Source organism: Curtobacterium sp. MCPF17_031 (assembly GCF_003234035.1).
Taxonomy (GTDB): domain Bacteria; phylum Actinomycetota; class Actinomycetes; order Actinomycetales; family Microbacteriaceae; genus Curtobacterium.
The window spans coordinates 25,557-51,388 of the sequence record NZ_QKSG01000010.1 but is presented as its reverse complement, the minus strand read 5'-3'; the positions used below and the strand labels follow the sequence as shown (position 1 = coordinate 51,388).

Here is a 25,832-nt window from a genome sequence, read left to right as displayed (position 1 = left end):
CGGGGTGTCAGTGCCGCCGCACCAGCACCACCGAGTCCTCGAGCGTCGCCGGACTGCCGTCCGGCGCGGCGACGTGCCGCGTGCGGAGCTCGGCGACCTCGATTGTCCACCGGTCGTCCAGCGCGAGCTGCTCGACCTGTTCCGCCGGCCCGACCAGGGGCTCGGCGTGCGCGTGCTCCCCGTGCGACGCCCACGACGGCGAGCCCGCGTGCCCGACGACGACCAGATGGCCGCCCGGCGCCACGAGCCGCGTCGCCCGTCGCAGCACCGCGCTCCGCGGGAACGACACCGACGAGTGCAGGAACGACGCCGCGACGAGGTCGAACCGGTCGTCGGTGTCCCAGGCGGCCAGATCGGCCTGCACCCAGGTCACCCGGTCGCCCAGTCCGACGCGCTCGGCCTCGGTCCGGCCGCGGGCGAGGGCGTTGGTGGCGATGTCGACGGCGGTGACGTGCCACCCCTGCGCCGCCAGCCACAGTGCGTCGCCACCCTCACCGCTGCCGAGGTCGAGCGCGCGGAGCGGATGATCCGAGCGAGTGGGGGAGAGCGGGGCCACCGTGTCGACGAGCGAGGCGTTCGGCGCCCCGGACCAGATCGGGGCGTCACCGTAACGGGCGGTCCAGAAGGCCTCGGCATCCGCGCCGGGAGCGGGTCGTGCGGTCATCCCGGCAGCTTCGCACCGGTGCTCGGGGACGGCCAGTACGATTGCCGGATCGGCAACGGCGACGACGTTCCCGGGGTCCGTCCGGCGCAGTCGCAACGGAGACCCAGCATCGATACGGAAGTATGTGCAAGTGACGATCATGACCGAGCGGCCTCAGCAGGACACTCCGAGCGCCGAGACGGAGCGACCCGGCAACGCGACCGTCCGTTTCCAGAACGCCGCGATCCTCGCCGTGGAGACCACCGTCGCCGAGCGCGTGACCACGTCCGCGGACATCGAGGAGAAGCTCCGCGGTGTGCTCCGCCGGCTCCGCCTGCCGATGGGGCTGCTCGAACGCGTCGCCGGGGTGCGGGAGCGCCGCAACTGGGGCGAGGACCAGTCCTTCCAGACCGCCGCGATCGACGCCGGACGTCGGGCGATGGCGGCCGCGGGCATCCAGCCGGAGGACGTCGGCCTGCTCATCAACACGTCGGTGACCCGTCCGCACCTCGAGCCCTCGGTGGCCGTGCGGCTGCACCACGGCCTCGGCCTGCCGACGTCGGCGATCAACTTCGACATCGCGAACGCCTGCCTCGGCTTCGTCAACGCGATGAGCGTCGCCGCCGGCATGATCGACTCCGGTCAGATCAAGTACGCGCTGATCGTGGACGGCGAGGACGCCGACCAGGTACAGCTGAACACGATCGACCGCCTGAACCAGGGCGGCCGGAACCGCAAGGACTTCATGAGCGAGTTCGCCAGCCTGACGCTCGGCTCCGGCGCTGCCGCTGCCGTGCTCGGCCCGGCGGACCTGCACCCGGCCGGCCACCGGATCGTCGGCGGCGTCACCCGCGCGGCGACCCAGTGGTACGACCTGTGCGTCGGCAGCGTCGACGGCATGTTCACGGACGCGAAGATGCTGCTCAAGGGCGGCATGGAGCTCGTCGTCGCCGCCTGGAACGAGGCCCGTGCCCACTTCGACTGGGCCGACATGGACCGCTACGTCCTGCACCAGGTCTCGGACGTGCACACGAACGCCTTCGTCCAGGCCATCGGTGTCGAGCGTGACAAGGTCCCGACCACCTACGAGCGCTTCGGCAACGTCGGCCCGGCGTCGATCCCGATCACCCTCGCGGACGAGGTCACCCGTGGCTCCATCCGCCCCGGAGACCGCGTGTTCCTCGGCGGTGTCGGCTCCGGCATCAACACGGCGATGATGGAACTGCGCTGGTGACACCGCGGTTGCCGCGCGCCGCCGCGACCACGGCTCCGGCGACGCTCCCGCCGCCCCTGCCCGGACTCGACCCGGCCTGGTCCCGCCTCGTCACGGTCCCCGCGACTCCTGACCGCTCGGGAGGCCCGGCCCGCCCGGCGCGGACCTGGCACCTCCTCGACACGGCCGCGTCCCTGGCGGAGCTCGGCGTCGAGCCCGTCGGCACGCTGCTCTGCGTGCACGGCAACCCGACCTGGTCCTACCTGTGGCGCTCGGTCGTCGCGCGGTCCCTCGAGGTCGCCGCTGCCGGCGGTCCGGTCTGGCGCGTCGTCGCCGTCGACCAGCTCGGCATGGGCTTCTCGGAGCGCACGGGTGTCGACCACCGCCTGGCGGACCGGGTCGCCGAACTCGGCGCCCTGACCGACGAACTCGGGCTCGCGGGTCCCGTCGTCACGCTCGGCCACGACTGGGGCGGCGTCGTCTCCCTCGGCTGGGCCGTGGACCACCCGGACCTCGTCGTCGCGGTGACGACCTGCAACACCGCCGTGCACCAGCCGGAGGACGCGCCGATCCCGGCGCCGCTCCGCCTGGCGCTCCGTCCCGAGCTGCTCGGCCGGGCAACCGTCGTCACGCCAGCGTTCATCGAGACCACCCTGGCGATCGCGCACCCGCGGCTCGACCGAGCGACCGCCGACGCCTACCGTGCGCCGTACCGCGGTGCCGCACGGCGGGGCGCCGTCGGCGGCTTCGTCGCGGACATCCCCGTCGACGCCACCCACCCGAGCGCTCGCGAGCTCGACCGGATCGCGGCGGGCGTCGCGGCGCTGGACGTCCCCGCCCTGCTCCTCTGGGGCCCGCGCGACCCGGTGTTCCTCGAGCGCTACCTCGACGACCTCGCCGCACGGCTGCCGCAGGCCGACGTGCACCGGTTCGAAGGCGCGGGACACCTGCTGCCGGACGACGCCGACGTCGCCGGGACGGTGTTCGACTGGCTCGGTGACCACCTGCCGGACGGTGTCGTGCCCACCTCGGCCGCACCGGGCCTCCCGGCCGACGACGTCGCCAGCACGGCTGACGCCAGCGCCGACCGGGCGGAGCACGCGCACCACCCGCTCTGGACGCACCTGACCGGACTCCGCGACAGCGACGAGCCTGCCCTGGTGGAGATGGCCGCACCCGGCGGCACCCGGACGATCAGCTGGCGGCTGCTCGCCCGGCGCATCGACGAGGTCGCCGCCGGGCTCGTCGACCTCGGCGTCCGACCCGGCGACCGGGTGTCGCTCCTGGTCACTCCCGGCGCGGACCTGACCGCCGCCCTGTACGCCTGCGTCCGGATCGGCGCGGTCGTCGTCGTCGCGGACGCCGGACTCGGCCTCGGCGGGCTGACCCGCGCCGTCCGCGGCGCCCGTCCGGACTGGATCATCGGCGCCCTGCCCGGACTCGCAGCCGCGCGCGCTCTCGGCTGGCCCGGGCGTCGGATCGCGACCCTGGCGCTCCCCGCACCGGCACGCCGGGCCCTGCGGGTCGAGCACACCCTGGCCGCCGTGGCCCGCCGCGGGGCCGCACGGCTGGCTGCCGGAGCCGCACTGCCGTCCGCGCCCGTCTCCGACGCTCCGGCAGCGGTCCTCTTCACCTCCGGGTCGACCGGACCGGCGAAGGGCGTCGTCTACACGCACGGCCAGCTCGGCGCGGTGCGGGACGCCCTCGCCGGCCAGTACGGCGTCGGCGTCGGCACCGGCCTGGTGGCGGGCTTCGCACCGTTCGCACTCCTCGGCCCGGCCCTCGGCGCCCGTTCGGTCGCACCCGACATGGACGTCACCGCGCCCAGGACGCTGACCGCACGAGCGGTCGCCGACGCGGTGGTCGCAGCGGACGCCACCGTGGTGTTCCTCTCCCCGGCGGCCCTGGCGAACGTCGTCGCGACGGCGTCGGCCCTCGCCGACGACGACCGGCGGGCACTCGGTCGCGTGCGGCTGTTCCTGTCGGCGGGTGCCCCGGTGTCGGCAGCGCTGCTCACCGCGGCGACCGAGCTGATGCCGAACGCCAGTGCGCACACCCCCTACGGCATGACCGAGGGGCTGCTGATGACGGACGTCGACCTGGACGGTGTCCGCGCGGCCGCGTCCGGTGACGGCGCGACGTCGGCAGTCGGCATCTGCGTCGGCCGACCGGCTGCGTCGGTGCGAGTGCGGATCGCCCCGCTCGACGCCGACGGCCGCGCGACCGGAGCACTCACTGAGACGCCGGACGTCACCGGCGAGATCGTCGTCGTCGCCCCGCACGTGCGCGACCACTACGACCGACTCTGGCGAGCCGACCGGGCTTCGCGTCTCGGCGTCGACGACCCGCGCGGCCACCGGACGGGCGACGTCGGGCACCTCGACGCGTCCGGCCAGCTCTGGGTCGAGGGTCGCATGCAGCACGTCGTCACCACCGCGGACGGCGTCGTCACGCCGGTCGGCCCCGAACAGCGCATCGAGCGGGTGGACGGCATCGGCCGTGTCGGCATCGCCGGCATCGGCCCGGCCGGCACGCAGCAGGTCGTCGCCGTCGTCGAGACCGTCCCCGCCGCTCGTCGTCCCGGCCTCGCGGAGCCCGCACTCGCCGAGCGCGTCCGCGCCGCGGCCGGGGTGCCGGTCGCGGCGGTCCTCGTCGTCCCGGTGCTGCCGACGGACATCCGACACAACTCCAAGGTCGACCGGGCCCGACTGTCCCGCTGGGCGTCGTCGGTGCTCTCCGGGGGACGGATGACCCGCCCGTGAAGGTCCTGGTCACCGGCGCGAGCGGCTTCCTCGGTCGTGCGGTCGCCGCTGCCGTGCGGGACGCCGGGCACGAGGTCCGGACGTTCCAGCGCCGGCCCTCCCGTGTCGAGGGTGTCACCGACTCGCTCGGCACGATGACCGATGCGGCCGCGGTCGGTTCCGCGGTCGTGGGTGTCGAGGCGGTCGTGCACCTCGCCGCCAAGGTGTCGCTCGCCGGGGACCCCGCCGACTTCGAGCGGATCAACGTCGACGGGACGCGCGTCCTGCTCGCCGCAGCACGCGAGGCCGGAGCCACACGCTTCGTGTTCGTCTCGTCGCCCTCCGTCGCGCACACCGGGACGTCCATCGCCGGTGACGACGCCACCCCCGCCGTCCCCGAGACCGCCCGTGGCGACTACGCCCGGACGAAGGCCGCCGCCGAGCGCCTGGCACTGGGTGCCGACGCCCCCGGCTTCGCGGTCGTCGCCGTCCGCCCGCACCTGGTGTGGGGGCCGGGCGACGAACAGCTCGTCGGCCGGATCGTCGACCGGGCCCGCAGCGGACGCCTGCCGGTCCTGGATTCCGGTGCCGCCCTGATCGACACCTGCTACGTCGACAACGCCGCGACCGCGATGGTCGCCGCGCTGCACCGCGCCGAGGACGTGCACGGCCAGGCGTACGTCGTGACGAACGGCGAACCCCGCCCGGTCGGCGAGCTCCTCGCCGGCATCTGCACGGCTTCCGGCGTCCCCGCGCCCCGCCGACACGTGCCGGCCGCGCTCGCCCGGATCGCCGGGTCCGCCGTGGAGGCCGTGTGGCGGGTCCGCCCCGGCACCGACGAGCCGCCGATGACGCGGTTCCTCGCCGAACAGCTCTCGACGGCGCACTGGTTCGACCAGCGCCGCACCCGGGCGGACCTGCGGTGGTCGCCGTCGGTGTCGATCGACGAGGGACTGCGCGCGCTGGCCGCCGCCGCACACTGACCGCGGCGGGGCGCGGCGCGCCGTGGTGCCGGCCCGTCCCGGACGGGAGGCCCGTGGCGGCGCCGCCACGGGTCTCCCGTCCGGGACGATGCGCACGCGCGCCGGTGGCGTGACACGGGTACCGTTCCCGGGGTGCGCGACCTCCGGAGCCTGCCCGCGACCATCGGCCTGGCCGTCGCGCTCGTCGTGATGACCGCCGCGGTGCTCGTCCCCGGTCTGACCGGGTGGGACGTGCACGTCCGGTACTTCCCGCCACTGCACGCCTCGTGGGAGCCGCGCATCGGTCCCGGGACGGTCCCGGCCGTACTGCTGGCGCTGCTCGCGGTCGTCGCCGCGCCCCGACTGACAGCACGGCTGCGCTGGCCGTGGCTGCTGCTCCTCGGGTACGCCGTCACCGTGGCGTGGTTCGCCGCCCTGGCGCTGGTGGACGGCACCGACGGCGTCGGGCGCATCCTGGACACCGGCTACGAGTACATGGACACCGCTCGCGACGTCGCCGGTCGGCCGTTCGCCGAGACGCTCGACGGTTACATCCCGCGGATCGTCGGCGGCCCGGGCAAGTGGCCGGTGCACATCGCCGGACACCCGCCGGGCGCACTCCTGTTCTACGTGGTCCTCGTCCGGATCGGCGTCACCACGGGTCTCGCTGCCGGGTGGGTCACGCTGCTCGTCGCGGCGACGACGCCGGTCGCCGTGCTGCTCACCCTCCGCCTGCTCGGTGCCGGATCCGCGGCTCGCCGGGCAGCGCCCTTCCTGGTGCTCGGGCCCGCGGCGGTGTGGTCGGCGGTGTCCGCGGACGCGGTGTTCGCCGCCGTCGGGGCATGGGCCGCGTGCCTGCTGGCCGTGGCGGCGTCGAGCAGGACCCGGACCGCGACCGCGGGGTGGGGGATCGGCGCCGGACTGCTGTTCGGGTACGCCGTGATGATGTCCTACGGCCTGCCGTTGCTCGGGGTCCTCGCCGTCGCGGTGCTGCTCGCCGCCCGCAACTGGCGACCGTTCGTCTGGGCGGTCGGGGGTGCGGTCGCCGTCGTCGGGGGCTTCGCCCTCTGGGGCTTCGCGTGGTGGCAGGCGTACCCGGTCCTCCGTGTGCGCTACTACGCCGGCGTGGCGCACAACCGGCCGATCACGTACTGGGCCTGGGGCAACCTGGGCGCGTTCGGATTCAGCGCCGGGCCCCTGGCCGGTGCGGCCGTGGCGCAGACCGTCGCGGTGACCGCCCGGACGGTGCGCGGAGCCGCGGGCGGGATCAGGGCATGGTCCCGCCTGCCGAGACCGGTCGTCGTGCCCGTCCTGCTGTCGCTCGCCGGGATCGCGATGGTGTTCCTCGCCGACGCGTCCGGGATGAGCAAGGCCGAGGTCGAGCGCATCTGGTTGCCCTTCGCACCCTGGGTCCTCGTCGGTACCGCGCTGCTGCCTGCCCGCTGGCGTCGAGTGGGTCTGGCGGTCCAGGTGCTGGCCGCACTCCTGGTGCAGCACACGCTCGACACCGGGTGGTGACCGCGCTGCCCGCCGAGCGTCCGGGTGGGCAGGACCTGAGCGGTCGGCGATCGTCACCCGTAGCGTTGACGGCATGACCACCTCTGTGCTCGTCGCCGGCGCGACCGGTGACCTCGGTTCGCGCATCGTCCGCGAACTCCTGCTCCTCGACACGCACGTGCGGGTCCTGACGCGCGGGGGATCGAACCGCGCGGCCGAGCAGTTCGCCGACCAGGACCGGGTCGAGGTCGTCGTCGCCGACTACACCGACCGGGCCGCACTGCTCCGGGCGCTCGAGGGCGTCGAGGTCGTGGTCTCGGCCGTCAGCGGCACCCGCTCGGTCATCGTCGACGCCCAGCGCGCCCTGCTCGCAGCCGCGGTCGACGCCGGTGTGCAGCGGTTCGTGCCGTCCGACTACGCGGCCGACTACCGCTCGGTCACGCCCGGCACCAACCGCAACTTCGAGCTCCGCCGTGAGTTCGCCGCCGACGTCGACGCCGCGTCGATCCGTGCGACGTCGGTGCTCAACGGTGCCTTCGCCGACATGCTCACGGGGCAGGCGCCGCTGGTGCTGTTCGACCGGCAGCGCGTGCTGTTCTGGTCCTCGCCCGACCAGGTGCTCGACTTCACCACGAAGGACGACGTCGCCTGGGTCACCGCGCGGGTGGCGCTCGACACCGACGCCCCGCGGGTCGTCGAGGTCGCGGGGGACCGGGTGACCTCGCGGGAACTGGCGGACACGATGTCCCGGCTCACCGGACGGACGTTCCGGTTGCAGTGGGCCGGGACCACGGGCCTCCTGTCCGCGATGGCCCGCACCGGACGGCGGCTGTCGTCGACCGAGGACGAGACCTTCCCGGCCTGGCAGGGGATGCAGTACTTCGTGAGCATGTTCAGCGGCGAAGCCGAGCTCCGCCACGTCCGCAACGATCGCTACGGCTCCCACGACTACACGTCGGTGCGGGACGTGCTGGCGGTGCACCTCGGGGTCTGACCGCGAGGTCCGGGTCGTCGAGACGCCGCCGGGCTGTCGAGACGCCGCCGTGTCGTCGAGACGCCGCTGGGAACGGCGCCGTCTCGACGTCGTGGCGGCGTCTCGTGGCGGCGTCTCGTGTCCGGCGGGGTGTCTCACGGCCGGGAGGCCCGCACCACGTCGGTCGTCCGGGGTACCGTCGACACATGGACCGTTCCGAGATCCTCGCGGCCGCAGCAGCGGCCCACGCCGCCCGCATCGCCGCCGTGGGCGGGGACGACACCGCCGCGCGTGACCGCGCCGAGGCGGCCTCGGCTGCGCCGGCACCCGAGCGTCGTCGGCCCGCGGACGCCGAGCGCGCCGCGGAGTCCGGCCGCGCCGCCGACCGCACCGAGGGCGCACTCTCGGACTGGCGTCGGATGGGCACCCGTCGCGGGGTCACGCCGGACGCACAGGTCCGGAGTGCGTGGACGGTGACCGGCATCCCGGAGCAGGGGGACGCCCGGGCCTTCGCGAACGTGCTGCTCTCCACCGCGGGGCACGCCGGCCGGGTCGCCGACGCCGCGCGACGCAACGAGCGGCTGACCGGTGCGGCACGCGCTGCCGCGCGACGGACGGTCCGCCGCTACACGGACCACGGCGCCGGCATGTCGGCCCTCGGCGACGTCCTCGACGCCGGACCGGTCGGGCACCACGGACCGGTCGGGCACGACGGACCGGTCGGGCACGACGGGTCGGCGGGGCACGACGGGTCGGCGGGGCACGACGGGTCGGTCGGGCACGACGGGTCGGCGGGGCACGACGGGTCGGCCGGGCGAGACGACACGACCGGACGCTGACGTCCGCTCGGCCTCAGCGTCGGAACGGGTCCAGGTTGAGCACGGTGTCCTCGTAGAGGTACTGCTGGTCGCCGTAGACCGTGACGTCCGGGTTCAGCCAGACCAGGTCCTTCACCGAGAGTCCGAAACGGCTCGCCACGGCGCCGATGAGGTCCTCCGACGCGATCCGGTAGGCGGTCGGGGCGCCGTCGGGCGAGCCCTCGCTGCTCGACTTGCCGGTGGCGTTCGGCCGGGCTCCGCCGTCGACCGGGTGCACGTTCGTGGTGCGCGCCGGTACCGACCACCGGACGGGCTGCACGGCGAGCACCTTGCCGGGCCCGATCTCGACGGGGAGGTCCGGGCTGGCCGAGGCCGCCGCCGAGTAGACGACGATCGTGCCGAGCCAGGACGGGTCTGCGCGGCCGGGGTCGAGCGCCGTCGAGGCGGGTGCTGCCGCTGCGCCGGGGCCGCCGCCGAGGGTGGTGTCGCCGACGCCGTGCCAGGTGATCCCGTCGCCGACCGACGGCGGCGTCTCGAGGAACGTGGTCGCGACGGGGACCGGCAGGGTCGAGGCGAAACCGGTCCACTGCGCGGTGGGGGTGCCGTCCGCGCCGAGGACGACGCGGTAGTGGAACCGGACGCTCCCCTTCGGTGAGACGACGTCGGCCTCGCTGAGGACGCTGCCGACCGGGATCGGCGAGACGGTGGGGTCCGGCGAGGCGGCCTCGGTCGGGACGGCCGTCGGTGTTCGCGGAGAGGCGGACTCGGAGATGCGGCGGGCTTCGGCGCTCGCGCTCGGGTCGGCCTGGGGTGTGCGCGGAGCGGCGCTGGCGGAACTCCGCTGCGGCGCGGGGAACTCGTCCGACCCGCGGAGCAGCGAGCAGCTGGCCGCGGCGGTCGTGACCACGACGGCGAGCACGAGTGCTGCCGTCAGTCTGCGGCTGTTCCCCTGGAGTCCGTTCCCGTGGTGCATGGTCCCCCTGCGCTCGTCCCCTGCGATCCGTGTCGTGCGTGATGGATCGTCGTCTTCTGACCCGGAGAGCCTACCGGCGGCGACGTCACCAGCGGGGTGGGAAGATCAGACATGGCCCACCTCGCGAGCGGAGACGCTCTCCGAACGCGTGATGGACCGCTCCGACACTGACCAGGGCTTTCATGGACCGGTCCAAGTCGTGAAACAACCGGTTGTCCGGTTGACAGGACAAAGTTTCTGGGTCACGATCACTTCCACGCAACGACGCGCGATCACGGACGAAGGAGTCACCGACATGGTCGACATCAAACCGGCAGCACCGACTGTGACCTTGCCCCCGGTCGGCACCGGCCCGCACCGCCGCCGCCTCGGGCTGCTGGCGCTGGTCGCCACCTTCGGCGGGCTGCTCTTCGGCTACGACACCGGCGTGATCAACGGCGCTCTGCTCCCGATGAAGCAGGAGCTCGGTCTGACGAACTTCACCGAGGGCGTCGTGACCAGCTCCCTGCTGTTCGGTGCGGCCATCGGTGCCATGCTCGGCGGACGCATCGCCGACGGCTGGGGTCGCCGGAAGACGATCCTGGTGCTCGCGGTGACGTTCTTCGTCGGGACGCTCGCGTGCGTCTTCGCCCCGACGTTCGGCGTGATCGTGGTCGGCCGCGTGCTCCTCGGCCTGGCGGTCGGCGGGGCGTCGACGGTCGTCCCGGTGTTCCTCGCCGAACTGGCCCCGTACGAGATCCGTGGGTCGCTGTCCGGGCGGAACGAACTCATGATCGTGATCGGGCAGCTCGCCGCCTTCCTGGTGAACGCGCTCATCGGCAGCCTCTGGGGAGAAGGCAACGGTGTCTGGCGGATCATGCTCGCCGTGTGCGCCCTGCCCGCCATCGCCCTGTTCGTCGGCATGCTCCGGGTCCCGGAGTCGCCGCGCTGGCTGGCGTCGAAGGGCCGCAACGACGAGGCGCTCGACGTCCTGCGGCAGATCCGCTCCGACGAGCGGGCCGAGGCCGAGATCCAGGACATCAAGCGGAGCAACGAGATCGAGGCGCAGGTCCAGCGCCAGAGCGGCTGGCACACCCTGCTCGGCAACAAGTGGCTGATCCGGATCGTGCTCATCGGTGCCGGCCTCGGCGTCGCGCAGCAGCTCACCGGCATCAACTCGATCATGTACTACGGCCAGACCGTCCTCATCGAGTCGGGCTTCCAGGCCTCCGCGGCCCTCATCGCCAACATCGCACCCGGGGTCATCGCCGTGATCGGTGGCGTCATCGCGATCATGAACATGGAGCGGATCAACCGCCGCACGACGCTGATCATCGGGTTCTCGTTGACGACGCTCTGCCACTTCCTCATCGGCATCGCCTCCGTCGCCCTGCCCGACGGCAACCCCGCCCGCCCCTGGGTGATCCTGTTCCTCGTCGTCGCGTTCGTCGGATCGATGCAGACGTTCCTCAACATCGCCGTCTGGGTCGTGCTGTCCGAGATCTTCCCGACGCAGATCCGCGCGCTCGGCATGGGCATCTCGGTGTTCTGCCTGTGGATCGCGAACGCCTTCCTCGGGCTGTACTTCCCGTCGATCGTCGCCGCGACCGGTATCACCGGCACGTTCTTCGGCTTCGGCATCGTCGGTCTGCTGGCGCTGCTGTTCATCTGGAAGTTCGTGCCGGAGAGCCGCGGTCGCACCCTCGAAGAGGTCGAAGAAGGCGTCACGACCGGCAACATCTTCACCGTCGACAAGGTCGGTCGCCGCACGCACTGACGTCGCGACCCCACGACGGACGGGAGGCCCGGTACCAGCTGGTACCGGGCCTCCCGTCCGTCGCGTGGTCGCGTCTTACGGGCGCAGGAGCACCTTGCCGACCCGGCCCGCGGCGTCGCTCGCGCGGGCGGCGTCGCGAGCGTCCTCGAACGCGAAGGTCTCGGACACGGGCAGCGTCAGCGACCCGTCGAGCACGCGCGTGATGAGTTCGCCGAACAGCTGCTGCTTCGTGTCGGACGGCATCGTGCGGCTGACGACGCTGCCCCAGAAGCCCTTCACGGTGAGCTGGCCGAAGATGACCTTGCCGGACGGGATCTCGAGCGTGGGGGAGGCCATCGCGCCGAAGACGACGAGGGTGGCCTCGTCGCCGAGGACCGAGGCGATGTCGCCCGCGGCCGTCCCGCCGACCGACTCGACGCCGGCGAGGACCGGGGCACCGCCGGTGATGGCGGTCACCTGGTCGCGCCAGTCGTCCGCGTCGGTGGCGACGATGCGCTCGATGCCCTGCTCGCGGAGCTCGTCGACACCGGCGGCGCGACGCACCAGGCCGATGACGTTGATGCCGCGCGCGGCACCGAGCTGCGCGACCATGCGGCCGACGGCACCGTTCGCCGCGTTCTGGATGAGCCAGTCACCCTCGTGCAGGTCGAGCGAGTGCAGCAGGCTGATCGCGCTGAACGGCATCGAGACGAGCTGGGCGGCGGACTCGTCGGGCATCGCGTCCGGCACCGGGATGAGCCCGGCCGCGTCGGCGACGTAGTACTCCGCCCAGACACCGAACGTGCCACCGGCGACCCGCTGGCCGACGGTCAGGTTCGTGACGCCCTCGCCCAGGGACTCGACGACGCCGAGCGCCTCGGTGCCGGACTGGGCGGGCAGGTCGGGCTTGAAGCCGTAGGTGCCGCGGATCGTCCACAGGTCGTGGTTGTGGATCGGGGAGAGCACGGTCCGGACCAGGACCTGGCCGACGCCCGGGGTGGGGACGGGACGCTGCTCGACGGTCAGGACGTCGGCGGGCTCGCCGAACTCCGGGTGGACGACGGCGCGCATCGTGTTCTGGTCTGCCATCGGTTCAGTCCTCCGAGACGGTGATCGTGACGTCGATGTTGCCGCGCGTCGCGTTCGAGTACGGGCACACCTGGTGTGCGGCGTCCGCAAGGGCCTGGGCCTGGTCGTGGTCCATGCCCGGGATGACGACCTCGAGCATGACGGCGAGCTGGAAGCCGCCCTGGCCGTTCGGGCCGATCTGGACGCGACCGCCGACGGAGGAGTCCGTGACCTTGACCTTCTGCGCACGGGCCACGCCCTGCAGCGCGGAGTGGAAGCACGCGGCGTACCCGGCGGCGAAGAGCTGCTCGGGGTTGGCGCCGGCGCCGGAGCCGCCCATCTCCTCGGGGATGGCCATGTCCAGCTCGAGCGTGCTGTTGCTGATCTGGACCTTGCCGTTGCGGCCTTCTCCGGTGGAGAGGGCTTCTGCGGTGTAGAGGACGTCCATGTGGGGTTCCTTCCTTCGTGGGTCTGTCTGGTCAGTCCGCGACCGGGGCGGGCGCTGCCGCCGCTCGGTGCATCGTCTCGGTGAGGCGGTGCAGGGTCGCGATGAGTTCGGTGGCCGACTGCTCGTCGGCGAGGCCGGTGCCGGCGGCGATGCGCGCCGGCACGTGGGCGAGTTCGGTGCGCAGGGCGAGCCCGCGCTCCCCGGGCGTGACGGTCACGACTCGCTCGTCGGTGCTGCGGCGTTCACGATGGACCAGGTCGGCCTGCTCCATCCGCTTGAGGAGCGGGGAGAGCGTGCCGGAGTCGAGCTGCAGGTGGTCGCCCAGGCTCGAGACCGTCTGGTCACCCTCGACCCACAGGGTCACGAGGACCAGGTACTGCGGGTAGGTGAGGCCCCACGGCTCGAGCAGCGTGCGGTACGCCTGGGTCGTCGCCCGGGTCGCTGCGTAGAGGGAGAAGCACACCATCTCGTCGGTCACCGGCATGTCCACCACTGTTGCACGCCATCGGGTTGCGCACAACCGAGTGGGGTGGATGTCCAGGCAGGGCGGGCGTCGCCGGGGCCGGTTAGGCTGGCCGGACCGACGATGACCAGCAACGACCCAGCCTCCGCACCGACGACGACCCCAGCGATCCCGCGAGTCGGCTCCTCGGTGTCCCACGGCAAGACGATCCTGATCGGCGAACACGCCGTGGTCTACGGCGCACCCGCCCTCGTCCTGCCGGTGACCGACGTCCGGGTGACCGCCACCGCGAGCCCGCTGCCGGCCGCTGATGAGCACACGCTCGAGTCGACGGTGCACACCGGGCCGCTCGGACTCGCGCCCGCCGCCGTGCTCCCGACCGTCACCGCGGTCACCGCGACGCTCCGACACCTGGCCCGGCACAGCCACGCCGACGCCGAGGGCACCCCGCTCCACGTGCTCGTCGACAGCCAGGTCCCCACCGCGCGAGGGATGGGCTCGAGCGCGGCCGTCGCCGCCGCCGTGACCGCTGCCGTCGCGGACGTGTTCGGCGTCGCGCTCGACACGGACACCCACCACGAGCTCATCCAGGAGTGCGAGCGCGTCGCCCACGGCCGCCCGTCGGGACTCGACGCGCGCGGGGTCGTGGCCACGGAGCCGGTCTGGTTCGCGGACGGCGTCATCGAGCCCGTGCAGGTCACCGGCCGGTTCGTCTTCGTCGTCGCCGACACCGGCGTGCCGGGCCACACCCGCGAAGCCGTCGCCGCCGTCCGCGGCCGCCACGACCGCGCCCCCGCCGCGGTCGACGCCGTCCTGGACCGGATCGGCTCGCTCGCCACGACCGCGCGGGGGACACTCGGCGACGGCGACGCCCAGGCCCTGGGTGCCACCATGGACGCCGCGCACGAACTGCTCACCACCCTCGACGTGTCGAGTGCGGACCTCGACCGGCTCGTCGGCGCCGCACGGAAGGCGGACGCCCTGGGCGCGAAGCTCACCGGCGGTGGCCGCGGCGGATGCGTCCTGACGCTCGCCGCCGACGACGAGCACGCCGTCCGCATCGCGACCGCACTGCGCAGCGCCGGCGCGACCGCCACCTGGACCACCTCGATCGGAGCCCGTGCCTGATGACCTCCACCGCCGTCGCGCACCCCAACATCGCGCTCGTGAAGTACTGGGGCAAGGCGGACGCCGACCTCGCGCTGCCGGCCACCGGCAGCGTCTCGATGGGCCTCGACGTCTTCCCCACCACGACCTCGGTGACCCTGGCCGACCAGCGGGAGCACGACGCCTTCACGCTGAACGGCCGCGTCGTCGACGACGGCGCACTGGTGCGGGTCGAGCGCTTCCTGGACCTGGTGCGCGACCTGGCCGGATCCGACGCCCGCGCCGTCGTCGTCTCGGAGAACACCGTGCCCACCGGCGCCGGACTGGCCTCGAGCGCCTCGGGCTTCGCCGCCCTCGCGGTCGCCGCCGCTGACGCGTACGGCCTCGACCTGTCACCGCGCGACCTCTCACGGCTCGCCCGACGCGGCTCCGGTTCGGCCACCCGGTCGGTCCCCGGCGGGGTGTCGGTGTGGCACGCCGGCGACGACCAGGCCTCGTTCGCCGAGACCGTCCCCGCGCCGCCGATGGCCATGGTGGTCGTCACGATCGACGACGGCCCGAAGGAGATCGGCTCGCGCGAGGCCATGCGCCGGACGATCGCGACGTCGCCGTTCTACCCGGCCTGGGTGACCTCGACGACCGAGACCGTGCAGGACATGCTCGCTGCGTGCGCGGCCGGTGACTTCACCCGGATCGGCGAGCTCACCGAGAGCAACGCGCTGCGCATGCACGCCACGATCGAGGGCGCGTTCCCCCCGATCCGCTACCTGAACAGCCGCAGCGTCGCGGTCTTCGACGCCGTCGCCGCGCTGCGGGCCGACGGCCTCGAGGCCTACGCCACCGCCGACGCCGGCCCGAACGTCGTCGTGCTCTGCCGTCCGGAGGACCGTGCCCGCGTGGCCGCGTCCCTGCACGGGTTCGGAGCGGTCATCGAGTCCGGCACCGGACCAGCCGCAGGGCTGGTCCGCTCCGAAGGCACGGGGGAGAACCCCGAGGCAGAGGAGAGCACCGCGTGATCGAGTTCCGAGCCCACGGCAAGCTGTTCGTGGCGGGCGAGTACGCCGTCGTCGAGCCCGGACAGCCGTCGGTGCTCATCGCCCTCGACCGAGCGATCACCGCACGCGTGAGCGAGGGCCACGGTGCCGGCAGCGTGCACTCCGAGGAGTACGGCAACCTCCCGCTGACCTGGACCCGGGCCGAGGACGGCCTGGCGCTCGACCGCGAGCACCACCCCTACGACTACGTGATGGCGACGATCGACCTGGTCGAGAAGCTCCGCGCGGAGCTCGGGATCGCGCCGCGGTTCCACGACCTGCGCATCGAGAGCCAGCTCGACGACGCCAGCGGTCGGAAGTTCGGTCTGGGGTCCTCCGCCGCGGTGACCGTGGCGACCGTCGGAGCCCTCGACCGCTTCTACGGCCTCGGACTCTCGCAGCGCCGACGCTTCATGGTGGCGCTGCTCGCGACGATCCGTGTCGCACCGCGTGCGTCCGGCGGTGACCTGGCCGCGAGCACGTTCGGCGGCTGGCTCCGCTACAGCGCGCCCGACCGCGAGGTCCTGGCCGGCCTGCTCGACGAGCGCTCGGTCTCGTCGATCCTCGACGACGACGAGGCCTGGGCCGGCTTCGACGTCGAGCACCTGCCCGCCCCGACCGACCTGCGCCTCCTGGTCGGCTGGACCGGTTCTCCGGCGTCCACCACCAAGCTCGTCGGCGTCGTCCGCCGACACCGTGACGGCGACTACGCGGCGTTCCTCGATGCCAGCCGGGCCTGCGTGGACGACCTGACCACGGGCCTCCGGACCGGCGACGCGGATCGCGCGCTCGGTGCGCTCCGACGCGCGCGCGGGCTGCTGCAGGACCTCGGGACGTCCGTCGGGTCGCAGATCGAGACCCCGCGGCTGGCGACCCTCTGCGACGTCGTCGAGGCCGCCGGTGGTGCGGCGAAGCCCTCCGGCGCCGGCGGCGGCGACTGCGGCATCGCACTCGTCCCCGCGGACAGTGACACGGCCGACATCTTCCGCGCCTGGGAGGCGCACGACATCAGGCACCTCAGCGTCGCGGTGCAACCCGAGGAAGGGACCACGCGATGACCGACCTGCAGACCCCGATCCCCACGAAGTGGGTCGGACCGATCCGCGTCAGCGGCAACGCCGTCGAGGGTGAGCACGAGGTGCCCCTCGCCACGTACGAATCGCCGCTCTGGCCGTCCGTCGGCCGTGGCGCCCGGATCTCCCGCATGATCGAGGGCGGCATCGTCTCGACGGTCGTCGACGAGCGGATGACCCGGTCGGTCGTCGTCCGTGCCGCCAGCGCCGCCGCCGCGCACATCTCCGCCGGCCGGATCCTGGCGCGCCAGGCCGAACTCGAGGCCATCGTCGTCGGGCAGAGCCGGTTCGCGAAGCTCATCGAGGTGCACCCGGAGATCGTCGGGGACCTGCTGTTCCTGCGCTTCGCGTTCACCACCGGCGACGCGTCCGGGCACAACATGGTGACGCAGGCCGCGGACACGCTGCTGCCCGCGATCCTGGCGTGGGAGCCGGAGCTGCGGTACGTGTCGATCTCCGGCAACTTCTGCTCCGACAAGAAGGCGACCGCGGTGAACGGCATCCGCGGTCGTGGCCGGAACACCATCGCCGAGATCGTGATCCCGGGCGAGATCGTGGAGAAGCGCCTGCGCTCGTCCACGGAGCGGATCGTCGAGCTGAACACCGCGAAGAACCTGGTCGGCTCCACCATCGCCGGGGCGCTGCGCTCGGCGAACGCGCACTACGCCAACATGCTGCTCGGCTTCTACCTGGCCACCGGACAGGACGCCGCGAACATCGTCGAGGGCTCCCAGGGCATCACGCTCGCCCAGGCCCGCGGCGACGACCTGTACTTCTCGTGCTCGCTGCCGCACCTGATCGTCGGCACCGTCGGCAACGGCAAGGGCAATGACCTGCCGGTGGTGGAGGACGCCCTGGTGCGCCTCGGCTGCCGGGAGGACCGCGAGCCCGGTGCCAACGCCCGCCGTCTGGCCGCACTCTGCGCCGCCACCGTGCTGTGCGGGGAACTCTCGCTGCTCGCAGCCCAGACGAACCCGGGCGAGCTGATGGCCGCCCACGTCGCCATGGAACGCCGCGGACACCGACCCGAAGGAGCCTCGGCATGACCGCCCGGCACCCACTCGCACTGGGCATCCACGACCTCGCCATCGCGACGGGGCACCACGTGCTCGACCTCGACGACCTCGCCGCCGTGAACGGTGTCGATCCGGCGAAGTACCACGTCGGCATCGGGCAGGACGCGTTCAGCGTGCCCGCCCCGGACGAGGACATCGTCACGATGGGTGCCGCCGCCGCGAAGGAGGTGCTGGACCGCCACGGGGTCGACGGCATCCGGACCGTGCTGTTCGCCACCGAGTCCGGCGTCGACCAGTCGAAGGCCGCCGGTGTGTACGTGCACGGACTGCTCGGTCTGCCGCGCAACGTCCGCGTCGTCGAGCTGAAGCAGGCCTGCTACGGCGGGACCGCCGCGGTGCAGATGGCCCTCGGCATCATCGCACGCGACCCGCGCGAGCGCGTGCTCGTCATCGCCGCCGACGTCGCCCGCTACGACGTGGAGACCGCCGCCGAGCCGACGCAGGGTGCCGGTGCGGTCGCCATGCTCATCGCCGCCGACCCGGACCTGATCGAACTCGAGCCGCAGTCCGGCCTGTTCACGGCGGACGTCGACGACTTCTGGCGGCCGAACGACCGCTCCACCGCGCTGGTCGACGGCCGACTGTCAGTCACCGCGTACGTCGACGCCTTCATCGGGGCCTGGGACGACCTGGCCTCGCGAGGTGGCCCCGGCATCGAGGCGATCGACCGCTTCGTCCACCACCAGCCGTTCACGAAGATGGCTATCAAGGCGCACCGGAAGCTCGCACAGCACGTCGACGTCCCGTTCGAGGAGACCGAGCTCGCCGTCGGTTTCACCTACAACCGCCAGACCGGCAACACGTACACGGCGTCGCTCTGGATCGCCCTCGGTGCCCTGCTCGACCTGGACGACGACCTGGCCGGTGCCCGCATCGGCATGTTCAGCTACGGTTCCGGCAGCGTCGGCGAGCTCATGACGGGCGTCGTGCGCGACGGCTACCGCGACCACCGCCGGGACCGACGGGTCACCGAGTTGTTGGCGGCCCGGGTGCCGCTGTCGGTCGAGGCCTACCGCGAGCTGCACGCTGCCGGTGCCGCGACGAGCGAGGACGTCGAGCGTCCCCGGGTGACGGCGGCGCCGTTCCGCTTCGCGGGGGTCACCGGCGGCGCTCGGCACTACGAAGCGACCGGGAACGGATCGACGACGGCCAGCTGAGCGGGTCTCGTCCGATCCGTGCCAGTGCCAGTGCCGGTGCCATCCGCCCTGCGCGGCCACTGTGTGCGCGATCCGCGGATGGCCGGACCGGCGTGCTCGCCGTGCGGATCCCGACGTACCGTTCGGTCACGAGCAGCACCGCGACAGGGTGTGGTGCGGAGACCAGGGAGGCGTCATGGGCGCGCACCGAGCACCGCAGACCGGGGAGGCGTCATGACCCGGCACGAGACACATCCCGGTCTCGCGCCGGCGACGTCCAGGAACCACCGCGAGCAGCAGTGGATACCGCCGTTCCGCGACCTGATGTGCAACACCCTCGACGTCGTCCAGACCCAGTTGGTCCGCGGCGCACCGTTCGCCAGTGCCGGAGCGCGTGGGCGCGAGCGGGTCGCGGTGCTGTCGGTCAGCGGACTGGGCTGACCTGCGGAGGAGGGGGCTTCCGGTCGTCAGTGGAACCAGGCGGACCGCCGCGGGACGCCCCTCCGCTGGGTCCCGCACGTGGTGCGCGCGCTACGAGACCGGGCTGCGCTCGTCGCGCTCGCGTTCCGTCTCGTGCACCACGGTCGACGGCAGCGCGGCACCGGGCAGGAACTCGCCGCTCGGCGCGACGGCCACGCCGGGGACGTCCGCATCGAACGCTGCCGCCGTGGCAGGGCTCAGCGTGTCGGGTTCGTCGTGGTGCAGGTGGATCGGGTGCACGAGACGACAGTAGCGACCGTCGCGGCGTCCCACCAGCCGGTGCTCCGCTGGCTGATCCGGGTTGCGCGGACCGCTTCCGACGGTGATCGGGCGTGACGATGATGGAGATGTGTGGGGCAACGGCCACGTCTTCATCGTCAGGCAACAGTGTTCATCACGCGCGGCGACGCGGCGGTGTCAGCGTCCCGAAGGGCACCGGGGGATGCACTCGTACGCTGATGCGTCTGCACGCCTCCGCTGGGGCGAGGGCGCGCTCGCCCGAGCCGACGTGGAGTGGGTCAGCCGAGGGCTCGCTCCCGAGTACGACTTCTCGATGAAGCGCATCATCTGACCATCGGCGCGGTCGACGGTCTCGCTTACCCGTACGAGCCGCCACCGTCAAGCCCTGTTCGAGGGGCATCTGCTCGCCTATCGTCCATGATGTGCGTTCGGCGTCCGAGCGGCACGTGACCGAGAGGACCCGGGATGACCTCCATCGATGATCGTTCCACTCGCTCCTCGACCAGGACCGAGACGCCCGTTGCCGTCCGCATCGAGGCCGCCGGGGACGCGCCCGACGCGGCGGTCCTCGACCTCAGTGGCCTGTACTCCGGTCGGGGATGGGCTGCGCGGGCGACGGAACGGCCCTTCAGCTACCGGTACTCCGCCATCGGCGACGCCGATGTGACCCTTCGTCGCTCTCAGATCAGCGGGCGCATCCGCGGCACCATCCCGGCTTCCGACGAGTACATCGTCCAGTGGCTGACCGCCGGGCGCGGCGTCCCGGACGTGCTCCAGGACCGGGTACCGATGTCCGGGGACGTGCCGATGCTGTTCCCGACTGCACGGGAGTTCGTCTTCGAGTACGAGGAGTACGACCAGCGCGTCGCGCACATGTCGAAGCGGCTGGTGCACGCCGTCGCCGATGAACTGTTCCACACCGGGCAGGTCGCCGATCTGGGCCTCGATCATCTCCGCACGCTCGACCCGGGTGCCGTGGCCCGGTGGCGCAACAGTCTCGCGCTGCTCTCCCGTGAGCTGAAGGTCGGCGGCGTCGACACGCTGCTCTGGCACACCCTCACCCGCGGCACCGCGGCAGCGTTCCTCCGGATGTACCCGCCGACGGTGCTCGCTCTGCCTCCCGAGGTGCTCCTGCCCCGGCGAGCCCGCCTCCGCGCAGCCGTCGAGTACATCCACGAGCACGTCGCCGACCCGATGACCGTCGCCGACATCGCGGACGCCGCGGGTCTCAGCGTGCGTGCGATCCAGGAGGCGTTCCAACGCGGCCTCGGCCAGACACCGATGCGGTACCTGCAGCACGTGCGGCTCGACCAGGTCCGGCGGGAGCTGCTGCAACTGGAGTCCTCGACGACGACGGTGCAGGACGTTGCACGTCGGTGGGGCTTCGCGCACCTCGGTCGGTTCTCCGCCGCCTACCGGATCGCCCACGGGGAGTACCCGCGGACCACACTCCGGAGGTGACCGTCGCGGTCACGGTCGGGTCGCCGTGGCACTTCCGGGAGCAGCGGCTGAACCGATCGGTTCGGGTACGATCTGGAGCCCACCGTTGCTGTTGATCGACCGTTTCAGGACGTCGATCCACGCCTCGTTCACCGCCGGAGGCCTGCTGCCCTCGAACTTGAACCGCAGGCTGACGGTCGGGAAGATCCAGATGGTGCTGCGACCGTCTCCTTTCGCGACGGGCTCCTTCCAGGAGAACGCGAAACTCTCCTGGCGTCGCAACTTGCTGATGATGACGATCTGGAGGTGCGCGAGGGTCCGGTCGTCCATCTGGATCTCGGCAGTCTGACCGTCGTAGGTCAAGTAACCCATGGGGCTCTTCTCTCAGGTGGTGGTGCTCGGTCCGGTCGGTGGTGCGGCCCGGCTCGCTAGTCGGCGTCCGACCACAGCGGACCCATGTCGTGCTCGGGATCATCGACGGCGAAACCATCCGGAGTGCGCGTGTCGTGTGTCTGGGGGAGCGGACCCGTCGGCCGTGCTGCGTCCAGCAGTCGGACGGCGTCTGCTGAGCTGATGACCCAGGTCATCGTGGCGGTGACCGTCGCGGTCGTGCCGTCACTGAGGTCGTCCGCGATGAAGTCCACCGCGACCTGACTGATCTGCTCGGCGTGGACGGCGACGCCCTTGATGCCGTCCACGATCGCTCGGTCGTCGTACGGGAGGTTCGAGAGAGCCATGGGTGTCCGATCCGTTGCGCAGGGGTGGTCCGCGACCTGCTGCGACGGAGGGAGGGTCCCTCGTGGCCGTGCACGGCACAGGAGATCGTCGCTCGTGCTCCTGGGAGTCGACACATGCGGATGTGCCGTGACGTGGCGGCCCTCCCGTCACTCCCCGGTGACCGCCCGGCGGATCTGCTCGATCGGGACCTTCGGTGACCGGTCCGCGTTGAGCAGCCCGTTCGTCTCCTGCATGGTGTCGGTCAGCTGCGTCCAGCAGGACCCCGCGAGGAAGGTGCTGGCCCGGACGGCGTCGTGCAGCGCGGTGATGCGGCCGACCCAGTCGTCCCCGTCGACGGCGGTCGTGTAGCCCCAGCCCTCCTCGCGTCGACCACCGGACTGGTGCCGGACCCCGCCGAACTCGGTGAGCATCACCGGCTGTCCGCGGTCGAGCGCGCCGCCGACGAACTGCGGGTGGCCGGACGGCGCGAGCCCGTCCAGTGCACGCGTCCGGGCCGCGTCGTCGGCGTAGGTGCGGGCCAGGACGTCGCCGTCGCCCTCGTAGTCGTGGATCGTCACGACGTCGGTGTCCTGCTGCTCCCACCCGTCGTTGCCGATCACCGGTCGCGACGGGTCGAGGGCCCGGGTCAGGTCGACGAGTGCCCGGGCGTACGCCTGCTGCGCCGGGTCGGAGACGACGTGCTGGATGCCCCACGACTCGTTGAACGGCACCCAGGTGACGATCGACGGGTGCGAGGCGTCCCGTTCGACGGCGGCCGTCCACTCGGCGGTCAGCAGCCGCACGGCGGTGGGGGAGAACTCGTACGCGGCCGGTGCCTCACCCCAGACCAGGATGCCCAGCCGGTCGGCCCAGTGCAGGAACCGGGGGTCCTCGATCTTCTGGTGCATCCGGGCCGCGTTGAAGCCCAGGGCCTTGATGAGCTCGACCTCCTGCCGGTGTGCGAGCGGGTGCGGGGCGGCCAGGTGTGACTCCGGCCAGAACGCCTGGTCGAGGACGCTCCGCACCGGGTACGGCTGGCGGTTGAGCAGGAACCGCCCGCCGCCGACACCGACGCTGCGCATCCCGAGGTAGCTCGAGACCCTGTCGAGCACCTGACCGGCGTCGTTGACCAGGGTGAGCACGGCGTCGACGAGGCGCGGGTGCTCCGGGGACCAGGTGAGCTCGTCCTCGGCCTGGCCGTTCCGCTGCCGGGCGACGGGCACGGTGACGTCGAGGGTGGGGCGGCTGGCGGTGGCGTCGAAGTCGGTGGTGCCGAGGTCCTCGTCGCGCTCGTCGAACCGCAGGGCGACGCGGAGGCGGGCGCCGGCGGGGACGCGCCCACGGAACCGGACGGTCAGGTCAACGGCCGTGGGTCCGGCCGGGGTCCACCGGAGGGTGCTGATCGCGGTGGTGGGCACGGCCTCCAGCCAGACCGGCTGCCAGATGCCGGTCGTGCGTCGGTACCAGATGGCGTGCGCGTCCTCGTGCCAGTCCTGCTTGCCGCGCGGCTGCGTCACGTCGAGGGGGTCGTCCTCGGCGCGGACGACGAGGAGGTGCTCGGTCGGACCGGCGTCCTCGCCGGCCTCGGCCAGCAGCGCGGTGACGTCGAACGAGAACGGGGTGTGGCCGCCCTCGTGCTCGCCGACGAACCGGCCGTCGATCCAGACCTGCGCCCGGTGGTCGACGGCGCCGAAGTGCAGCAGTAGGCGCGGCCGCTCGGGCCCGTGACCCGCGGCGTCGAGTTCTGCCCGGCGGATGGTCCGGGCGTACCAGACGACGGGGTGGAACCCCGGGTCGCCGATGCCGGAGGCCGTCGACTCGGGCGGGAACGGCACCGTGATCTCGAGCGGGTCCGGGAGGCCCGTGGTCCATCCCGAGTCCGCTCCGGTGTCCGCGTCGTCGTGTCGGAAGGACCAGGTGCCGCTGAGGTCGGTCCAGTGGTGCCGCAGCATCTGTGGCCGGGGGTAGCGACCGTCCTGTCGGCTCGCGAGGGGGACGTCGGGGACGACGACGGGGGCCGGGGAAGCGACGGTGCTCATGGTGGTGCAATTTACAGCGCTGTAAACGAGCCGTCAACGACCCGGGTCGCGGCGGGTGCGCGTCGACGGCCGCGGTACGGTGAGCGCGTGGGCCAGGTCACGTTGCAGGACGTCGCGGAGCACGCCGGCGTCTCCATGAAGACCGTGTCCAACGTCGTGCGCGGCTACCGGCACGTCAGCGACGCCATGCGGACCCGCGTGCAGCACTCCATCGACGCCCTCGGCTACCGGCCGAACGTCTCCGGCCGCAGCCTGGCGACCGGTCGCACGAACATGCTCGCCTTCGCGTTCCCCGACCTCCGGCGACCGTACTTCGCCGAACTCGCGCACGTCTTCTCGCGCGTCTGCGCCGACCGCGGCTACCAGCTCCTGCTCGAGGAGACGGCGGGTGCACCCGGCGGCGAGCTCTCCGCCGTCCGCGGACGCGAAGCCGGCGTCGTCGACGGGGTCGTCATCCACCCCCAGGTCCTCACGCCGACCGAGATCGACAGCGCCCGCGGGGACACCGCCGTCGTGTTCCTCGGCGAGGACGTCCGGCCACCGGGAAGCGACCTCGTGGCGATCGACAACGTGCTCGCGGCGTCCGAGGCCGTCGCCCACCTCGCCGCCCTCGGACGTCGGCGCATCGGGTTCCTCGGACACGAGGTCGGCGAGCAGTCCCGCACCTCCGCCTTCCGCCTGGAGGGGTACCGCGACGGCCTGACCGCGGCCGGCCTGCCGTTCGACGCGTCGCTCTGCGTCGCGCGCGAGGTCGGCGACGCCCGCGGGGCCGAGCACGCGTTCGGGCAGGCGCTCGACGCCGGCCTGTCCATCGACGGGCTGCTGTGCCGTGACGACCTCGCTGCCGTCGGTGCACTCCGGGCGATGCGCCTGCGCGGACTCGAAGCACCGCGGGACATCGCCGTCGTCGGGTGGGACGCGATCGGCCTCGCCGCCAGTCTGGTCCCGAGCCTGACGTCGGTCGCGCCGGACACCGTGGCGCTCGCCGAGGCCGCCCTGGACCGCCTGCAGGAGCGGATCGCCGGGCGTCCCGGGGAGGGGCGCGCCGTGACCGTCGGGCACCGGATCCTGGTGGGGGAGAGCGCACCGTACCCCGACGGGTCGGTCGACTGACCGCTACCGGTCGGCGATCGGACCCGCTCGACGGGCTCAGGTGCCGGGCGTACCGCCTGCGGTCGCGGCGTCCCGTCGGACCCGGCGACGGGCCTCCCGGATGCTCGCCCGCTGCAGTCGCATGGACGGCCAGCCGGAGGCACGAGCATGCGCGGCGAGCCCCTGGTCCGGGTTCACCACGACCGGGTGCCCGACGAGCGACAGCAGCGGGATGTCGTGGCGGGAGTCGGAGTACGCCCAGCACGCGGCGGGGTCGGCCCCGGTGTCGGTGAGCAGCCGACGGGCAGCGACGGCCTTGTGCTCGCCGTGCAGGAACGCACCCTCGAGGCGGCCGGTGTAGGCGCCGTCACTGGTCTCGAAGACGCTGCCGAGCGCACCGGTGAGCCCGAGGCTGCGGGCGATCACCTCTGCCAGGAACGTCGGTGTCGCGGTCACGAGCCACACCTCGTGGCCCTTCGCCAGGTGCTCCTGCGCGAGTGCGGCGGTCTCCGGCCACACCGTCGCAGCGGTGTGGCGGACGTAGACGTCGTCGGACAGCTTCGCCATGTCGGCGACGGTGATGCCCGTGATCACCTCGAGCCCGCGGGTCTGGGCGGAGGCCAGGTGCCGGTCGTTCTCGCCGCGGACCTTGAAGCGCGCGTGCTTCCACCCGGCGCTGACGATGTCCCGCATCGTGATGAGTCCGGCGGCACGGAGCCCGCGCACCAGGTGGAACGCGCTCGCGCCGTGGATCAGGGTGTTGTCCACGTCGAAGAACGCGAGGACCGGGGTGCCCGCCTGCTCGTCCGTCATCGGCCCAGGCTAGGCGGTGCGGCTGAACCCACCGCGGAACGCAACGTCGGC

At 72.7% G+C, this 25,832-nt stretch carries 26 protein-coding genes; 16 read left to right on the top strand and 10 right to left on the bottom strand.

Features of this window, described 5'->3' with window-relative positions:
* Positions 1–7 precede the first annotated feature (7 nt).
* Positions 8–664 (bottom strand): cyclopropane-fatty-acyl-phospholipid synthase family protein, encoded by a 657-nt coding sequence (locus DEJ31_RS13925; RefSeq protein WP_110904226.1) that lies wholly within the window; start codon positions 662–664, stop codon positions 8–10.
* A 139-nt stretch (positions 665–803) separates the two neighbouring features.
* On the opposite strand from DEJ31_RS13925, the gene DEJ31_RS13920 reads away from it, so the two are divergent.
* The 6 genes from DEJ31_RS13920 (at position 804) to DEJ31_RS13895 (ending at position 8,868) form a co-directional block, all read left to right on the top strand.
* Positions 804–1,877, top strand: coding sequence for a 3-oxoacyl-ACP synthase III (locus DEJ31_RS13920; RefSeq protein WP_110904227.1), 1,074 nt, complete (start codon positions 804–806; stop codon positions 1,875–1,877).
* On the top strand, positions 1,874–4,618 hold the full coding sequence (locus DEJ31_RS13915; RefSeq protein ID WP_258366316.1) for an alpha/beta fold hydrolase: 2,745 nt from the start codon (positions 1,874–1,876) through the stop codon (positions 4,616–4,618). The genes DEJ31_RS13920 and DEJ31_RS13915 overlap by 4 nt, the downstream gene beginning before the upstream one ends.
* Entirely contained in the window at positions 4,615–5,580 is a 966-nt protein-coding gene (locus DEJ31_RS13910; protein ID WP_111122158.1) for an NAD(P)-dependent oxidoreductase, read from the top strand. Before DEJ31_RS13915 ends, DEJ31_RS13910 begins: the two co-directional genes overlap by 4 nt.
* A 132-nt stretch (positions 5,581–5,712) precedes the next feature.
* Complete coding sequence (locus DEJ31_RS13905; protein WP_220034874.1) at positions 5,713–7,077, top strand: hypothetical protein; 1,365 nt, start codon at positions 5,713–5,715, stop codon at positions 7,075–7,077.
* A gap of 73 nt (positions 7,078–7,150) precedes the next feature.
* Positions 7,151–8,050, top strand: coding sequence for an NmrA family NAD(P)-binding protein (locus DEJ31_RS13900; RefSeq protein WP_111122157.1), 900 nt, complete (start codon positions 7,151–7,153; stop codon positions 8,048–8,050).
* Between the two features lie 185 nt (positions 8,051–8,235).
* On the top strand, positions 8,236–8,868 hold the full coding sequence (locus DEJ31_RS13895; protein ID WP_111122156.1) for a collagen-like protein: 633 nt from the start codon (positions 8,236–8,238) through the stop codon (positions 8,866–8,868).
* A 13-nt stretch (positions 8,869–8,881) separates the two neighbouring features.
* On the opposite strand, the gene DEJ31_RS13890 is transcribed toward DEJ31_RS13895, so the two are convergent.
* Positions 8,882–9,820: a LysM domain-containing protein gene (locus DEJ31_RS13890; RefSeq protein ID WP_111122155.1), complete on the bottom strand. Its 939-nt coding sequence runs from the start codon at positions 9,818–9,820 to the stop codon at positions 8,882–8,884.
* A gap of 295 nt (positions 9,821–10,115) precedes the next feature.
* On the opposite strand from DEJ31_RS13890, the gene DEJ31_RS13885 reads away from it, so the two are divergent.
* Positions 10,116–11,576, top strand: coding sequence for a sugar porter family MFS transporter (locus tag DEJ31_RS13885; RefSeq protein ID WP_110904216.1), 1,461 nt, complete (start codon positions 10,116–10,118; stop codon positions 11,574–11,576).
* A gap of 75 nt (positions 11,577–11,651) precedes the next feature.
* Here DEJ31_RS13885 and DEJ31_RS13880 read toward each other — a convergent pair whose 3' ends face one another.
* Genes DEJ31_RS13880 through DEJ31_RS13870 form a run of 3 tightly spaced genes read right to left on the bottom strand, consistent with a single transcriptional unit; the run spans position 11,652 to position 13,555 of the window.
* Positions 11,652–12,626 carry a zinc-binding dehydrogenase gene (locus DEJ31_RS13880; RefSeq protein WP_111122189.1) on the bottom strand — a complete coding sequence of 325 codons (975 nt, stop codon included), beginning with the start codon at positions 12,624–12,626 and terminating at the stop codon, positions 11,652–11,654.
* 22 nt (positions 12,627–12,648) lie between these two features.
* On the bottom strand, positions 12,649–13,071 hold the full coding sequence (locus DEJ31_RS13875; RefSeq protein WP_111122154.1) for an organic hydroperoxide resistance protein: 423 nt from the start codon (positions 13,069–13,071) through the stop codon (positions 12,649–12,651).
* Between the two features lie 31 nt (positions 13,072–13,102).
* Entirely contained in the window at positions 13,103–13,555 is a 453-nt protein-coding gene (locus DEJ31_RS13870; RefSeq protein ID WP_258366315.1) for a MarR family winged helix-turn-helix transcriptional regulator, read from the bottom strand.
* Positions 13,556–13,657: 102 nt separating this feature from the next.
* On the opposite strand from DEJ31_RS13870, the gene mvk reads away from it, so the two are divergent.
* From mvk to DEJ31_RS13840, 6 genes are all read left to right on the top strand, one after another.
* Complete coding sequence (gene mvk / locus DEJ31_RS13865) at positions 13,658–14,662, top strand: mevalonate kinase (protein ID WP_110904863.1); 1,005 nt, start codon at positions 13,658–13,660, stop codon at positions 14,660–14,662.
* Positions 14,662–15,657, top strand: a complete 996-nt coding sequence (mvaD, locus tag DEJ31_RS13860) for a diphosphomevalonate decarboxylase (RefSeq protein WP_110904864.1) — start codon at positions 14,662–14,664, stop codon at positions 15,655–15,657. Before mvk ends, mvaD begins: the two co-directional genes overlap by 1 nt.
* Positions 15,654–16,733: a phosphomevalonate kinase gene (locus DEJ31_RS13855; protein WP_110904865.1), complete on the top strand. Its 1,080-nt coding sequence runs from the start codon at positions 15,654–15,656 to the stop codon at positions 16,731–16,733. Before mvaD ends, DEJ31_RS13855 begins: the two co-directional genes overlap by 4 nt.
* The gene (locus tag DEJ31_RS13850) at positions 16,730–17,794 is read left to right on the top strand and encodes a hydroxymethylglutaryl-CoA reductase (RefSeq protein WP_110904866.1); all 1,065 of its coding nucleotides are present in this window, start codon (positions 16,730–16,732) and stop codon (positions 17,792–17,794) included. The genes DEJ31_RS13855 and DEJ31_RS13850 overlap by 4 nt, the downstream gene beginning before the upstream one ends.
* Positions 17,791–18,981 (top strand): hydroxymethylglutaryl-CoA synthase, encoded by a 1,191-nt coding sequence (locus tag DEJ31_RS13845; RefSeq protein WP_110904867.1) that lies wholly within the window; start codon positions 17,791–17,793, stop codon positions 18,979–18,981. The genes DEJ31_RS13850 and DEJ31_RS13845 overlap by 4 nt, the downstream gene beginning before the upstream one ends.
* Before the next feature lie 213 nt (positions 18,982–19,194).
* Positions 19,195–19,401 carry a hypothetical protein gene (locus tag DEJ31_RS13840; protein ID WP_111122153.1) on the top strand — a complete coding sequence of 69 codons (207 nt, stop codon included), beginning with the start codon at positions 19,195–19,197 and terminating at the stop codon, positions 19,399–19,401.
* A 90-nt stretch (positions 19,402–19,491) separates the two neighbouring features.
* Here the strand turns inward: DEJ31_RS13840 and DEJ31_RS13835 are convergent, their stop codons facing one another.
* Entirely contained in the window at positions 19,492–19,680 is a 189-nt protein-coding gene (locus DEJ31_RS13835; RefSeq protein WP_146236823.1) for a hypothetical protein, read from the bottom strand.
* Between the two features lie 202 nt (positions 19,681–19,882).
* Between DEJ31_RS13835 and DEJ31_RS17640 the strand changes: the two genes are divergently transcribed.
* Positions 19,883–20,011, top strand: coding sequence for a hypothetical protein (locus DEJ31_RS17640; RefSeq protein WP_258366314.1), 129 nt, complete (start codon positions 19,883–19,885; stop codon positions 20,009–20,011).
* A gap of 134 nt (positions 20,012–20,145) precedes the next feature.
* Entirely contained in the window at positions 20,146–21,141 is a 996-nt protein-coding gene (locus DEJ31_RS13830; protein WP_110904870.1) for an AraC family transcriptional regulator, read from the top strand.
* Positions 21,142–21,150: 9 nt separating this feature from the next.
* On the opposite strand, the gene DEJ31_RS13825 is transcribed toward DEJ31_RS13830, so the two are convergent.
* The 3 genes from DEJ31_RS13825 to DEJ31_RS13815 all read right to left on the bottom strand — a co-directional run bounded on the left by DEJ31_RS13825 (position 21,151) and on the right by DEJ31_RS13815 (position 23,876).
* Entirely contained in the window at positions 21,151–21,492 is a 342-nt protein-coding gene (locus DEJ31_RS13825) for an ATP-dependent DNA ligase (protein WP_110904871.1), read from the bottom strand.
* A gap of 56 nt (positions 21,493–21,548) precedes the next feature.
* On the bottom strand, positions 21,549–21,857 hold the full coding sequence (locus DEJ31_RS13820; protein WP_111122152.1) for a hypothetical protein: 309 nt from the start codon (positions 21,855–21,857) through the stop codon (positions 21,549–21,551).
* A gap of 147 nt (positions 21,858–22,004) precedes the next feature.
* The gene (locus DEJ31_RS13815) at positions 22,005–23,876 is read right to left on the bottom strand and encodes a sugar-binding domain-containing protein (RefSeq protein ID WP_110904873.1); all 1,872 of its coding nucleotides are present in this window, start codon (positions 23,874–23,876) and stop codon (positions 22,005–22,007) included.
* Positions 23,877–23,963: 87 nt separating this feature from the next.
* On the opposite strand from DEJ31_RS13815, the gene DEJ31_RS13810 reads away from it, so the two are divergent.
* Positions 23,964–24,989 (top strand): LacI family DNA-binding transcriptional regulator, encoded by a 1,026-nt coding sequence (locus DEJ31_RS13810; RefSeq protein ID WP_111078491.1) that lies wholly within the window; start codon positions 23,964–23,966, stop codon positions 24,987–24,989.
* A gap of 36 nt (positions 24,990–25,025) precedes the next feature.
* On the opposite strand, the gene DEJ31_RS13805 is transcribed toward DEJ31_RS13810, so the two are convergent.
* A complete protein-coding gene (locus tag DEJ31_RS13805; RefSeq protein WP_110904874.1) occupies positions 25,026–25,781 on the bottom strand; it encodes an HAD family phosphatase in 756 nt (251 codons plus the stop codon).
* Positions 25,782–25,832: the final 51 nt, after the last annotated feature.

Coding starts and splice junctions, on each gene's coding strand:
- DEJ31_RS13925 (WP_110904226.1), bottom strand. CDS start 664: ATGACCGCACGACCCGCTCCCGGCGCGGATGCCGAGGCCTTCTGGACC.
- DEJ31_RS13920 (WP_110904227.1), top strand. CDS start 804: ATGACCGAGCGGCCTCAGCAGGACACTCCGAGCGCCGAGACGGAGCGA.
- DEJ31_RS13900 (WP_111122157.1), top strand. CDS start 7,151: ATGACCACCTCTGTGCTCGTCGCCGGCGCGACCGGTGACCTCGGTTCG.
- DEJ31_RS13895 (WP_111122156.1), top strand. CDS start 8,236: ATGGACCGTTCCGAGATCCTCGCGGCCGCAGCAGCGGCCCACGCCGCC.
- DEJ31_RS13890 (WP_111122155.1), bottom strand. CDS start 9,820: ATGCACCACGGGAACGGACTCCAGGGGAACAGCCGCAGACTGACGGCA.
- DEJ31_RS13885 (WP_110904216.1), top strand. CDS start 10,116: ATGGTCGACATCAAACCGGCAGCACCGACTGTGACCTTGCCCCCGGTC.
- DEJ31_RS13880 (WP_111122189.1), bottom strand. CDS start 12,626: ATGCGCGCCGTCGTCCACCCGGAGTTCGGCGAGCCCGCCGACGTCCTG.
- DEJ31_RS13875 (WP_111122154.1), bottom strand. CDS start 13,071: ATGGACGTCCTCTACACCGCAGAAGCCCTCTCCACCGGAGAAGGCCGC.
- DEJ31_RS13870 (WP_258366315.1), bottom strand. CDS start 13,555: ATGCCGGTGACCGACGAGATGGTGTGCTTCTCCCTCTACGCAGCGACC.
- mvk (WP_110904863.1), top strand. CDS start 13,658: ATGACCAGCAACGACCCAGCCTCCGCACCGACGACGACCCCAGCGATC.
- mvaD (WP_110904864.1), top strand. CDS start 14,662: ATGACCTCCACCGCCGTCGCGCACCCCAACATCGCGCTCGTGAAGTAC.
- DEJ31_RS13850 (WP_110904866.1), top strand. CDS start 16,730: ATGACCGACCTGCAGACCCCGATCCCCACGAAGTGGGTCGGACCGATC.
- DEJ31_RS13845 (WP_110904867.1), top strand. CDS start 17,791: ATGACCGCCCGGCACCCACTCGCACTGGGCATCCACGACCTCGCCATC.
- DEJ31_RS13840 (WP_111122153.1), top strand. CDS start 19,195: ATGACCCGGCACGAGACACATCCCGGTCTCGCGCCGGCGACGTCCAGG.
- DEJ31_RS17640 (WP_258366314.1), top strand. CDS start 19,883: ATGCACTCGTACGCTGATGCGTCTGCACGCCTCCGCTGGGGCGAGGGC.
- DEJ31_RS13830 (WP_110904870.1), top strand. CDS start 20,146: ATGACCTCCATCGATGATCGTTCCACTCGCTCCTCGACCAGGACCGAG.
- DEJ31_RS13825 (WP_110904871.1), bottom strand. CDS start 21,492: ATGGGTTACTTGACCTACGACGGTCAGACTGCCGAGATCCAGATGGAC.
- DEJ31_RS13820 (WP_111122152.1), bottom strand. CDS start 21,857: ATGGCTCTCTCGAACCTCCCGTACGACGACCGAGCGATCGTGGACGGC.
- DEJ31_RS13815 (WP_110904873.1), bottom strand. CDS start 23,876: ATGAGCACCGTCGCTTCCCCGGCCCCCGTCGTCGTCCCCGACGTCCCC.
- DEJ31_RS13805 (WP_110904874.1), bottom strand. CDS start 25,781: ATGACGGACGAGCAGGCGGGCACCCCGGTCCTCGCGTTCTTCGACGTG.